General features: G+C 41.3%; 10 protein-coding genes and 1 tRNA gene. 3 read left to right on the top strand and 8 right to left on the bottom strand.

The features are described 5' to 3' along the window. Positions 1-339: 339 nt before the first annotated feature. Positions 340-1,125 (bottom strand): CDP-diacylglycerol--serine O-phosphatidyltransferase, encoded by a 786-nt coding sequence (gene pssA, locus NE535_RS13315; protein WP_261299114.1) that lies wholly within the window; start codon positions 1,123-1,125, stop codon positions 340-342. A 108-nt stretch (positions 1,126-1,233) separates the two neighbouring features. Between pssA and NE535_RS13310 the strand changes: the two genes are divergently transcribed. Next, positions 1,234-1,668: a DUF4124 domain-containing protein gene (locus NE535_RS13310; RefSeq protein ID WP_261299113.1), complete on the top strand. Its 435-nt coding sequence runs from the start codon at positions 1,234-1,236 to the stop codon at positions 1,666-1,668. Positions 1,669-1,747: 79 nt separating this feature from the next. Here NE535_RS13310 and clpB read toward each other — a convergent pair whose 3' ends face one another. The 3 genes from clpB to rluD form a co-directional block, all read right to left on the bottom strand. After that, positions 1,748-4,321, bottom strand: a complete 2,574-nt coding sequence (gene clpB, locus NE535_RS13305; protein ID WP_261299112.1) for an ATP-dependent chaperone ClpB — start codon at positions 4,319-4,321, stop codon at positions 1,748-1,750. 146 nt (positions 4,322-4,467) lie between these two features. Continuing rightward, positions 4,468-5,217 carry a peptidoglycan editing factor PgeF gene (gene pgeF / locus NE535_RS13300; protein WP_261299111.1) on the bottom strand — a complete coding sequence of 250 codons (750 nt, stop codon included), beginning with the start codon at positions 5,215-5,217 and terminating at the stop codon, positions 4,468-4,470. After that, on the bottom strand, positions 5,218-6,192 hold the full coding sequence (gene rluD / locus NE535_RS13295) for a 23S rRNA pseudouridine(1911/1915/1917) synthase RluD (RefSeq protein WP_261299110.1): 975 nt from the start codon (positions 6,190-6,192) through the stop codon (positions 5,218-5,220). 124 nt (positions 6,193-6,316) lie between these two features. Here rluD and NE535_RS13290 point away from each other — a divergent pair, with 124 nt between their 5' ends. Together NE535_RS13290 and NE535_RS13285 are read left to right on the top strand one after the other, a co-directional pair. Continuing rightward, a complete protein-coding gene (locus tag NE535_RS13290; protein ID WP_261299109.1) occupies positions 6,317-7,078 on the top strand; it encodes an outer membrane protein assembly factor BamD in 762 nt (253 codons plus the stop codon). A 512-nt stretch (positions 7,079-7,590) separates the two neighbouring features. Then, positions 7,591-7,666, top strand: a tRNA-Phe gene (locus NE535_RS13285). A gap of 135 nt (positions 7,667-7,801) precedes the next feature. Here NE535_RS13285 and recJ read toward each other — a convergent pair. The 4 genes from recJ to brnQ form a co-directional block, all read right to left on the bottom strand. After that, positions 7,802-9,526, bottom strand: coding sequence for a single-stranded-DNA-specific exonuclease RecJ (recJ, locus tag NE535_RS13280; protein ID WP_261299108.1), 1,725 nt, complete (start codon positions 9,524-9,526; stop codon positions 7,802-7,804). 250 nt (positions 9,527-9,776) lie between these two features. Continuing rightward, the gene (dsbC, locus tag NE535_RS13275) at positions 9,777-10,499 is read right to left on the bottom strand and encodes a bifunctional protein-disulfide isomerase/oxidoreductase DsbC (RefSeq protein WP_261299107.1); all 723 of its coding nucleotides are present in this window, start codon (positions 10,497-10,499) and stop codon (positions 9,777-9,779) included. Between the two features lie 124 nt (positions 10,500-10,623). Further along, positions 10,624-11,499, bottom strand: a complete 876-nt coding sequence (gene xerD / locus NE535_RS13270; RefSeq protein ID WP_261299116.1) for a site-specific tyrosine recombinase XerD — start codon at positions 11,497-11,499, stop codon at positions 10,624-10,626. A gap of 117 nt (positions 11,500-11,616) precedes the next feature. Continuing rightward, entirely contained in the window at positions 11,617-12,948 is a 1,332-nt protein-coding gene (gene brnQ, locus NE535_RS13265; protein WP_261299106.1) for a branched-chain amino acid transport system II carrier protein, read from the bottom strand. Between the last annotated feature and the right edge of the window lie 383 nt (positions 12,949-13,331).

Raw genomic sequence — 13,331 nt, 5'->3', positions numbered from 1 at the left:
TTCAAATCAACCTGACTTCCTAAGTGATTAACTTCGGATGGCGCTTTGCTTTCGCGCTGTGCCGTGTCAGTGGATGCGCATTATAGGGAGCTAAGATTTTTGTGCAAGTGGCAATTTGCACTTTTTATAAAAAAGAGGTTTGTTCGATTACGAATTCATCAATTCGCTTTTATTTCGCGCAGCTTTAATGGTTTCATCTTAGATAATGGCATTTTTTAGTGAATTGGCAGCACTAAAACGACTTATATAGAGGGTCACTTTAACCCTAAATACCTTAAAATATTTAAGGGCTGCATATTATCCTTGCTTAAGGACGGATATTTAAGGTGATCTTGTTGGTTATTTTTTCTCATCAACGGTGGGGTCATCTGAAGGATCATCTCCCACAATATGGCCGACCTTTATCTTATCGACACTTTTTAAGGTAATGAAAGGACCTGATAATGCGTATAGATAGAAACCTATACAAAGGATAATTACTGGTTCAACCGATATAATGGCAAATACTGCAACAACTAGGATCATAACTAAAAAGTTAACCTTACCTTTCCAGTCTACATCTTTAAAAGAGTGATATTTAAAGTTACTAACCATCAGCAAACCAACAAGAGCTGTAATAAATGCTGCTAAGTAGCTTATTTTAGTAGGATCAACACCATAAGTTGAACCGCTCCAAATACTACCTGCAATAACGGCTGCGGCTGCTGGACTTGCTAACCCTTGGAAAAAGCGTTTATCGGCTGAACCTACTTGAGTATTAAATCTAGCAAGTCGTAGCGCTGCGGCTGCGCAGTAAATAAACGCAGCCATCCAACCTATTTTGCCTAAATCACTTAATGCCCAATTATAAGCAAGAATAGCTGGCGCCATTCCAAATGACACCATATCTGCCATGCTGTCATATTCGGCACCAAAATCACTTTGTGTATTTGTCATCCGTGCAACTCTACCATCCAAGCCATCACATATCATGGCAACAAAGATGGCAATCGCTGCAGATTCGAAATGCCCATTCATGGAAGATATGACCGCATAAAAGCCTGAAAACAGGCCAGCTGTGGTAAATAGGTTAGGTAATAAGTAGATACCTTTGTTTTTTGTTGTTTGATTTGCTGAATTTTGCATACACTAATGACTTAATGATAAATATAAGTTGGATTTTACCTAAAGATAACATATTTTTGTTTCATCAAGGATAGTCGTTTATTCCAGCTTTATACTTTGGATGCTTATATGAAACCGTTTCTTTTATTGGTAGCAAGCCTGTTTATTTTTCCATCGGCTTTGGCCACGACAATTTATACCTGGACCGACGGTGATGGTTTAGTGCATTACAGCCAGCAAGCGCCGATAGGTGTCGATGCGAAACAAATTAGCAGTGATGATATTGAACCCAGAAAAATTGGAACGGCTTCGGCTGTTCGCAAAACTGCAGAAAAAGAGCCAGAATCTGATTTAGCTAAGTCAGCTAAATTTATTAAAGAGAAAGATGCTAAGCAAGCTGAATCGATCTGCGAAAATGCCAAACACAGCATGAGCTTACTGGATACCTATAATAGGCTTACCAGAAAAGACCCTGTTACAGGTGAAGACGTCGCAATGACAGAAGAAGATAAGCAAGCTGCGCGAGCTGAAAATGCTGAACGAGTGAAACTGTTTTGTAATTAGTCGCGTTAATTATAGAACAACTCACTTGTTTAAAATTAAAAGGAGCCTTAGCTCCCTTTAATTCAACCTTAATTAAAGGTTATTGCAAAAACACCAACTGCCCCTCTTCAACATCCACTCGTATCGTTTGGCCAGGAATTAACTGCCCACGCAGTAATTTTTGCGCTAACGGATTTTCCACTTCCTGTTGTAATGCTCGTTTTAGCGGTCTTGCGCCATAGACGGGATCAAATCCTGCTTCTGCAATTAACGACAGTGCTTGGTCTGATACATATAGGTCGAAATCCTTCTCAGCTAAACGCTTGCGCAGCAATTCGATTTGGATACTGGCAATATGCTTGATGTTATTTGCATCCAGAGGATGAAAGACAACAGACTCATCAACCCGGTTTAAAAATTCAGGGCGGAAGTTTTGCATCACAACTTCCATGACACTTTGCTTCATTTCATCATAACTCACCATGCCGAAGCTTTCTTGAATACGATCTGAACCTAAGTTAGATGTCATGATGATGACTGTATTTTTGAAATCTACGGTACGACCTTGGCCATCGGTTAAGCGTCCGTCATCTAATACCTGCAGTAAAATATTAAAGACATCAGGATGTGCTTTCTCAACCTCATCTAATAGGATGACGGAGTATGGCTTACGGCGCACGGCTTCGGTTAAATAACCGCCCTCTTCATAACCAACATATCCTGGAGGGGCACCGACAAGTCTTGATACTGTATGTTTCTCCATGAACTCTGACATATCGATACGCACTAATGCTGACTCAGTATCAAACAAAAACTTAGCTAATGATTTACATAGCTCGGTTTTACCTACACCCGTTGGCCCTAGGAATAAAAACGAACCAATAGGACGCTGCGGATCGGCAAGTCCTGCTCTGCTTCTACGGATGGCATTTGACACAGCATCGACGGCTTCATTTTGCCCGATCACACGCTCATGTAATGCCTGCTCCATGTGCAACAGTTTTTCTCGCTCACCTTCAAGCATTTTTGACACAGGAATGCCTGTCGCTTTGGATAATACCTCGGCGATTTCAACATCGGTTACTTTATTGCGTAACAAGGTCATATCTTGCATTTCTGCTTGTGAGGCTAAATCTAACTGTTTTTCAAGCTCTGGAATTCGACCATATTGAAGCTCAGACATACGCGTTAAATCGCCTGCGCGGCGAGCAACATCCATATCCATTCTGGCTTGCTCTAAATCAGCTTTAATATGTTGAGTACCTGCTAAGGCAGCTTTTTCAGTGTGCCAAATTTCGTTTAGCTCTGATGCTTTTGACTCTACGTCTTTAAGTTCAAGCTGCAAATGGTCTAAACGTTTGCGGCTAGCATCATCGGTTTCTTTAGACAGAGCTTGCTCTTCAAGTTTTAATTGAATGGCACGGCGCTCAAGTCGGTCTAACGATTCAGGTTTTGAATCTATTTGCATACGGATGCTTGATGCGGCTTCATCAATTAAGTCGATGGCTTTATCAGGCAACTTTCGATCTGAAATATATCGATGCGACATGCTGGCGGCAGCGACAATTGCAGGGTCGGTAATTTCAACGTGGTGATGCAGTTCATAACGTTCTTTTAAACCACGTAAAATAGCAATGGTATCTTCAACGCTAGGCTCATCCACCAGCACCTTTTGAAAACGGCGCTCAAGCGCTGCATCTTTCTCAATATACTGACGATATTCATCTAAAGTGGTTGCACCAACGCAATGTAAATCACCACGGGCTAAGGCAGGCTTTAACATATTACCCGCATCCATAGCGCCTTCGCCTTTACCGGCACCAACCATAGTGTGTAATTCATCAATAAACAGAATAACCTGGCCTTCTTCTTGGGATAATTCGTTCAAAACAGCTTTTAAGCGCTCTTCGAATTCACCACGATATTTTGCTCCCGCGATTAATGAGCCCATATCTAAAGAAAGCACACGCTTGTTTTTGATCCCCTCAGGGACTTCACCATTCACAATACGTTGGGCCAAACCTTCCACAATTGCCGTTTTACCAACACCAGGCTCGCCAATTAGCACTGGATTGTTTTTACTCCGGCGTTGTAAAACCTGAATAGTGCGACGAATTTCATCATCTCGGCCAATTACAGGATCTAATTTTCCCTGCTCTGCTCGCTCAGTTAAATCAACCGTAAATTTCTTCAATGCCTGGCGTTGGTCTTCAGCATTTGGATCATCTACTTTTTGGCCACCACGAACTTGTTCGATGGTTTTATCCATCAACTCTTTTGATGCACCAGCATCTTTTAATGCTTTGGCTAGAGGGTCGTTCCCTTCGAGGGCTGCAAGGATAAATAATTCTGATGAAATGTATTTATCTTTGCGCTTTTGAGCCAACTTGTCACATAAGTTTAGTAGGCGAATAAGACCTTGCGATAATTGCACGTCACCGCCGGTGCCATCTACTTGTGGAAAACGCTCAAGCTCTTGACTTAATGACGAGCGCAACGCGCTGACACGAATACCCGCTTGGGTTAATAAAGGGTGAATTGAACCAGAATCTTGATTAAGCAGTGCCATCATTAAATGGATAGGTTCAATAAATTGATGATCCCGTCCTAATGCTAATGACTGCGCATCAGAAATGGCAATTTGAAACTTATTAGTCATACGATCGAGTCTCATACAACCTCCTACATCTGATACATAAAATGGATATCCATTATGGATATTCTGTTACCTAAAAGATGGGGGCGTTAGAAGACAATTTCAAGCGTATGAACCATTAACTCGTATAAAAAGTGCAACTTTTTTATACAATAAAAGCACAGTTAGGATTTAAGCCAGATTAATGAGGCCATTCTGCCGGTTTGTTTGTCTCGGCGATATGAAAAGTAATCGTGATTAGACATGGTGCATTGATCAACACTGTATATGCAACTGACACCAAGCCTTGCTAAACGCAATTTTGCTAAGCCAACAATGTCAGCTAAATATTTATCATCAGCACCTGCTTGTGCAATAAAACAGTTTGATGCCGTAAGTTGTTGCGCGACAAATGCGCTTTTCACTTCGCTACCAACTTCAAACATACTAGGGCCAATGGTCGGTCCAAGATAGGCTATTAACTCTGATGCTGGTACAGAGAAACGCTTAACCGCTTGTTCGATTATGCCTGCGCATAAGCCACGCCATCCAGCATGTACCGCAGCCACTTGTTGTCCTTGTTTATCACACAACAAAATTGGCAAGCAGTCTGCAGTCATTACCGCGCACACTTGCCCATATTGATTAGCATAACTCCCATCAGCAATTGGCACTTGTTGATCATTTTTAGGGATCTGATCAGTGTCTGAAAACGACACCACCTCAACACCATGCACCTGTTCTAACCATAATGGCTCGCTAGGTAAATTTAGCACTGAAACAAGTTTATCCCGATTTGCCTTTACCCTTAAAGGATCATCCCCTACGTGTTGCCCGAGGTTTAAACTGTCAAAAGGTGGCAAACTACAACCACCATGACGGTCAGTAAACGCAATAGCAACATTATTAGGTAAAGGCCAATCGGGTTTTAGCACCTATAGATACTCAACTGGATTTAACTCAGTATCAATGCGTAACGCCTTGGTTAACAATGCCATATCTTCAGGAATAGGCGCTTGCCAGCTCATGATTTCACAGGTAATGGGATGCGCAAGTTCTAAACGTACCGCATGTAGTGCTTGGCGTTTAAAGTTTTTCAATAGTTCGAAAAACTCTGGGCTTGCCGCTTTAGGTGGACGAGGACGACCGCCATAAACCGGATCACCAACCAATACATGACCAATATGCGCCATATGCACACGAATTTGGTGAGTACGACCAGTTTCAAGACGCAAGCGAAGACGTGTATGTGCACGGAATTTTTCCGCAACACGGTAATGGGTAACGGAAGGACGACCACCGTTAATCACTGCCATTTGAACGCGTTTAGTTGGATGGCGATCAATAGGTTCATCAACTGAGCCACCTGCGGTCATAGTGCCTTGTACGATAGCTTCATACTCGCGAACAATATCACGGGCTTGAAGCGCTGCAACTAAATGCGTTTGCGCTTCAACGGTTTTAGCTACCACCATTAAACCTGTCGTGTCTTTATCTAAACGGTGAATAATACCCGCTCTTGGTACGTGTTCAATATCTGGACAATGATGCAGTAATGCGTTCATAAGTGTGCCATCGGCATTACCCGCACCAGGATGAACAACTAACCCCGCAGGCTTGTTAATTACGATAATGTAGTCATCTTCGTAAACAATATTTAAATCGATGTCTTGAGCTAATGCGCGAACTTCTTCTTCAAGCGTTGCATTAATTTCAATTAGCTGAGATTCAAAAACCTTTTCCCGAGGCTTGTCGACTATGATACCGTCTACGGTAACTGCACCGGATAAAATCCATTCTTTGATGCGTGTGCGCGAGTAATCAGGAAAAAGAATCGCCAATGCTTGGTCAATTCTTTGCCCTGTTTGGGTTGCTGTTATCTCGCTTTTTAGATTAATCTCTTGTGTCATAGGAACCGTACCCCTTTTTTGGGGTCCAAAGTGAATGTAGTATCTGTTACAATCGGATGTTTTCTATTTTACCGTGAAATGGAAAAATTCTTAACCACAACTTATAAAAGAATTGAATTCAAGTATGTATAAATTAGCCAAAGGCGCCGCCCTAGTATTACTTTCAGTAGCCATAACGGCTTGTAGCAGCAGTCCCGAAGATGACGAGTTTACGAGTAAAGCTTCTCCAGAAGTACTTTATTCACAAGCTAGAACATCAATGGAGTTAGGAAACTACTCTAAAGCAGTTCGTACTTTAGAAGCGCTAGATTCGCGTTATCCTTTTGGCCCACATAAAACTCAAACTCAATTAGATCTGATTTTTGCTTATTACAAAATGGATGATGTCGCTTCTGGTTTAGCCAATATCGACCGTTTTTTACGTTTAAACCCAACTCACCCCAATGTTGATTACGTGTATTATATGCGTGGTTTAACAAATATGCAGGCAGATAGTTATTTATTTCACGATATGATGAATATTGATCGCACAGATCGTGATCCTAAAAACGCTGAAGATGCATTTAAAGACTTTGATCGCTTACTAAAAAGCTATCCAAATAGCAAATACGCGGCAGATGCTCAGCAACGTATGCAGTACCTAAAAAACCGTTTAGCGCGTTATTCAATTAATGTAGCAAGATACTATATCAAAATGAATGCTTGGAGTGCTGCTGCCGTCCGAGCACAAACGGTATTAGAAAAATTCCCAGGAACTCCTGAAGCTGAGTCAGCCCTTGAAATTATGGCAATAGCTTATGAAGAATTAGGTCAAGAACAGTTAAGAGCCAATACCTTAACCGTGATGAAAGCTAACTTTCCAAATAATGAATTAGTGAGTAACTAATCACTTCACTCGTTATTTTTATTGTAAAAGGTCTCTTTATGAGGCCTTTTTTGTACCTAATCTGCAGTCTGGTTACGAGTAAGCTATCTTGGTAAACCATGTGCTAAATAACAGATGAAGTGATTATTACTGTAAATTGTTGCACGGCTGCAAAAACGAATGTAGCCATAGCAACACACATCGTAAATCAAGTATTCCTTTATTATCGATGTAAATGCATAGCGATAGAAAAGCTAATGCACAAGCCTAATACTCAACAATCTGCTTCAGCGTAAATGAAAGTAAGCAGGATGCAATATTAAGGTGTATTTACAGACCCAAAAATATCTCCTCAGCTAAGTGGTAATAAACTCTTTATTATTTCTATAACCCAAGCATGACAATATTTACTCTCACAAATGTCGATTTGTTAGCCGAAACGTTGTTTTATCCAGCACACGCGTTCAAATATGAATTATTTTTGAAAAAATCGGTTGACTCAAACAACAGAAAACCTTAAATTGCATCCCGTCGCCCGAATAGCTCAGTCGGTAGAGCAGAGGATTGAAAATCCTCGTGTCCCTGGTTCGATTCCGGGTTCGGGCACCATATTTACATTGGTGGCTTGAAGCGACTAATAAAGTGATTGACAAAAAAGCCTCGCATTGCGAGGCTTTTTTGTTAATCACATTTATCATTTACTGAATCTAAGTACTTTGCTTAGGGCCTCAAATACCCATTAGGTTACATAGGTTCGATATGCTCCACCATCAGTTGCACCGTTTGATTCCCCCTAAATTCATTCACATCTAACTTGTAAACCACCCGAGCCTGTTTAATGGTCGCATCTGGCCAAGTTTGCATATCAACATTAAACGCAATGCCATCTAACATTAATTGACCACATTCAGTTTCAAGTAAAAGCTTAAGATGCTTTTCACCCACAATTCGTTGCTGAACTACATTAAAAAAACCATCGAACAAGGGCTCTTCAAATGATTGGCCCCAAGGCCCTGCATTGCGTAACATGAAGGCTGTATCTAATGTCATGTTAGCGGCAACTAACTCACCATCTGACATTAACTCTCCTGTAAGCTGCTCATAGTCTAAAATATCACGCACTACATCATCATAAACTTGTTTGAACGTATCTAAAGCACCAGCTTTTAATGACAATCCCGCCGCCATTGCATGGCCGCCAAACTTGATGATCATACCTGGATGCATAGTATTAATTCTCTCTAATACATCCCGCATGTGCAGACCTTTAATCGACCGTGCTGAACCTTTTATTTCTCCATTACCAGCATCGGCAAAAGCAATGACGGGGCGATGATATCGGTCTTTTATTCTTGATGCTAAAATACCGATAACACCTTGATGCCAGTCTGGCTGAAACAAGGCTAATCCCCAGGGCAATGTAGCTTCATCAAGCGCAATAGTTTGTAAACTTTTTAATGCTTCTTGTTGCATACCGGCTTCAATATCGCGTCGGTCTTGATTTAAACCGTCTAATTCAGCCGCCATTCGCCTTGCGCGCATGATGTCATCACACAATAAGGTTTCGACACCTAATGCCATTTCATCAAGACGCCCCGCAGCATTTAGTCTAGGTCCCACGGCAAAACCAAAATCTGCAGCCACAATTTTACTTGGATCACGCTTAGCCACTTCTAATAACGCCGTTATTCCTGGACGGCATCGCCCTGCACGCACTCGTTGAAGTCCGGCTTGTACTAAAATGCGATTATTCGGGTCTAAAGAGACAACGTCAGCCACTGTCCCTAGGGCGACAATATCTAACAACACCGCTAAGTTAGGCTGTTCTATACCTTGTAATTCATACCAATTACGCTGGCGGAGTTCAGCTCGAATGGCGGTCATTAGATAAAATGCTACCCCTACCCCTGCAATGGATTTACTGGCAAATTGGCAATCTGGTTGATTAGGGTTAACGATCGCGTCAGCATTAGGCAAAATGTGTCCAGGTAAGTGATGATCCGTAACCACCACTTGCATACCACAAGCCTTTGCCGCATTGACACCATCGATAGATGAAATGCCATTATCAACGGTGATAAGCAATTGTGCTTGTTTACTGTGAGCCACGGCAACAATTTCAGGACTTAAGCCATAACCATAATCAAAACGGTTAGGAATAAGATAATCAACCCGCGTAGCCCCCATCATTTTTAACGCTAGTAAACACACACTGGTTGAGGTGGCACCATCGGCATCAAAATCCCCGACGATTAGGATCTGATGCTGGTTCTGCATTGCATCTGCAACGATTTTGGCGGCAATGTCTAACCCTTTCATCGTATCTGGACGCAACAATTTTGCGAGTACCAGTTCACAATCATCCTGTCCCACTCCACGTCGAGCATACAACTGCTTCAATAGCGGTGGTAATGAAGATGGTAGATGTGAATCATCTACGTGAGGGCGACGAATAATTTTATGCGACAAAACGAACCTTAGATCCTATGAGGATGATTTGATAGAAAAGAAAGTAATAAAAAGGTGAGCCAGTGCTCACCTCGTATCCTTTAAACAACGAATGTTCACCTGCTTTTAGTCAAACTAATTTGCCTAAAAGCAAAGCAAATTTTCGCCCCAATAACTTACCAATGATAAGCCTTCACATATAAAGGAAACCGCAGCAAATATAAAGGGACGTTTCATTTGCATAGCTCTTAAGCTGAAGTAATTGAGCTTACTATTTAGATTCGATAGCCTGCAATAAATTTTCTGGAGGCTGATAACCCGGGATCATACTACCATCTTCCAGTATGATTGCTGGCGTCCCATTAATCCCAAAAGACATGCCTAAACGGTACTGCTTTGCGATATCAATATCACAGGAAGCCGCTTTAATATTCTTACCCGCTTTAGCATCTGTCATAGCTTGTAATGGATCTTTTGCACACCACACAGCTTGCATTTCATCAGCATTAGCAGACGGAATACCGGCACGAGGGTAAGCTAAATAACGCACGGTAATACCTAAATCATTATACTCTGCCATTTGATTATGTAACTTACGACAGTAACCACAATCAACGTCAGTAAACACAGTTACCACATGCTTTTCATTTTTTGCTTTATACACCAACATGTCTTTTTCAAGTGGCTTCAACATCTCGATACGAGGACCTGCTAATGCCGCTTCGGTTAAGTTTTTCATGCGATTATTTAAATCATAAACATTACCGTGAATAAGCTTAGAGCCATCTTCAGTGATATACAGTACACCACGGTCTGTTAGCACTTGCTGTAAACCGCTAATCGGTGAAGGCTGAATAGTGCTGACTTCAACACCTAACATATCGGATATTTTTTGTTTCAACTCATTGTCTATATTGTCAGAGCTTGATGCTGCTTGCGCCATTGCGGGCACAAGTAAACTGGCGACAAGAATGAATGCTTTTGATAACTTCATGATAATTCCTAATTACACGGGTGACATAACTAGACCCGATTTTAAGTGCAAAACTTACAGATTTACTCAGATTAACGCAACTATGAGATAGACTTTTTAATGTAACCAAAAACTACCTAGTAGATTAACCTCTTGGATGATGCTGTTGGTGCAACTGTTGTAACCTTGCTTTGGCTACATGGGTATATATTTGTGTGGTCGATAAATCACTGTGTCCTAATAACAACTGCACCACTCTTAAGTCTGCGCCATGGTTTAATAAATGGGTCGCAAACGCATGTCTTAACGTGTGCGGTGACAAATGTACGCTGATGCCCGCTCTGGAGGCATACAATTTAATTCGGTGCCAAAATGTTTGTCGAGTCATCATCTGAGCACGTTTAGATGGGAACAACACATCTGACTGTTTCATGTGCAGTAATTCTGGCCGGGCTGTTTTCAAATATTGCTCAATCTCATCAATTGCCAGCTCGCCTAATGGCACTAACCTTTCTTTGCCGCCCTTACCCATCACCCTTATCACGCCCTGACGTAAACTGATTTGGTCCATGGTTAAACTCACTAACTCTGTCACCCTTAGCCCTGTTGCATATAGCAGCTCTAACATGGCTTTATCACGGCTCTCTATAGGATCATCTGTATTGGGTTCACCAAGCAAGATATCTACTTGCGCTTCTGATAACGCATCAGGGAGTTTTCTTACCAGTTTGGGAGATTTAATTAATGCTGTCGGATCAACGCTGATTCGTTTAGTTATCACTAAAAATCCATAAAAACGTCTCAGGCTACTCATTAATCTTGCGGTACTGGTTTTGGCATACTTTTGTTCAAAGCGATAGGCGAGGTAATCTTTTAGCAGCAAGCCATCAGCTTCAAGCAATGAGGATTTTTGACTAAGGACAAAACGTTCAAAATGGGCTAAATCAGTGCGATAAGAAGCTAAGGTATTATCGCTTAACCCTTTAGTTGACCATAAGTCGTCAAGAAACTGATCAATCATAGGATCTGGAGAATAGTTGATAGAATTCAAGTCATACTCAGTTTAACACGCCGGATATACTGGCTGTAGATTAGCATATCCAGCGGTTAAATATCAGCTTACTCGGCGCTAAGCCTCTTAAGCAACTGAATCAGATTGTGAGCTTTTAGGTAAAAACAAACACACTAGGGTTACGATAGCCGTAGGTAATAGCCATGCCATACCTTCAGCGTGCAAAGGTAAAAGGTTAAACGCTGACATATCAACACCTGCGGTTTTCAAACCATCAAGAATACCAAAAGCTAACGCCACACTCAGTACTAACCGTTGCGAAAACTCTGGACGAGCAAACTTAGGCGTAATTAAAGTAATCAAAACCAGTGCGATGGCGACAGGATAAATCGTCATCAGCACCGGAATACTAATAGAAATTAATTGCGATAACCCAACGTTAGCTACGATGGCACAAACCACACTGAAAAAAACCACAAAACGTTGATATGAAATCTTTGGTAGCAGTTCATTAAAAAATTCAGAACACGCTGTTACTAAACCAATTGCAGTGGTTAGACACGCTAAGCCAACAACAGTCGACAACATTACAATGCCTAACGTGCCGAAGTGGTAATCAACATAATTTGTTAAGATTGCCCCGCCATTGGATGCACCTGTGGCTAAATCACCTGCTGAAGCACCTAAAAAGAACAGTGAAATGTACACAAAGGCTAAACCTGATGCAGCAATGATCCCTGCGCGAATAAGATACTTAGTTTGAACAGCCGCATTTTCAATGCCTTTTTTACGAAGCAAATCAATAATCAACATACCGAACATAATCGACGCCAACGTATCCATAGTGTTATACCCTTCAATAATGCCTTTCGATAAAGGGCTAGAGAGGTATTCACCGGTCGGCGCACCGACTTCAGAACCGGATAAAAATAACACACTCATTGCTAAGGCAACTAACAACGAGATTAAAATAGGAGTTAACACCTTACCGACGTTGTCTAATAATTTGCCTGGGAAGAGTGACATAAACATCACTATGGCAAAAAATACTAACGTAAAGATAAGCTGGGCAATATTGACTGACTGGCCTGCAATCATCACAACCGCATCAGCGTTAGCAATAAAAGGGAGAGCACCGATTTCAAATGCAACTAAGCTGGTTCTTGGGGCAGCAAACGCTGGGCCAATAATAATATAAATGGCAATAGCCAATGCCGTAGCGGCAAATGACGGCAAGTAAGCCATAATTTTACCGTTAGCTTTAGCAACCGCAATTAATCCGATCAGTGGCATGCCGACCGCGGTTAAAAGAAACCCAAACATCGCAAGCGACATGTTTTCGCCCGCTAAAAAGCCTGCAAAAGGCGGGAATATTAGGTTTCCGGCGCCTAAAAAGAATGCGAAAGCCATAAATCCTAGGCCAAAGGTATCGATAATCGATAATTTAGTTGTTTGCACTATGAGGTCTCATTTTATTGTATTTGTTTCTTACCAACTTAAGTGATCAAATTCTATTTAGCTACTGCTAATCTATAACAAAACACAAGCTGTAAAAATATATGTACACATTTATCGAGTAAAACCTACCAAAATCAGTATAGAAAAAGTACTTTCTTGGCTACGATGCTTGCTCAAAGGCCATTTAAAACCCTTAAAACAAATAGAACCGCTGTTTTACTATGACAAAACAGGCTGAAACTAATATCAAAGAACACTTCAGTACACAATAGCGGAGTAAGATAAACTGCAATTTTACATTTTTATGCTTAAACAACTCGCAAAATCACTAAACATAACTAAAACAGGCAACAAAAAACGATAACAATATTTAACAATTAAGT

This window comes from Shewanella holmiensis, assembly GCF_025370255.1.
Lineage (GTDB): Bacteria > Pseudomonadota > Gammaproteobacteria > Enterobacterales > Shewanellaceae > Shewanella > Shewanella holmiensis.
This window is presented reverse-complemented; position numbering and strand designations above follow the sequence as displayed.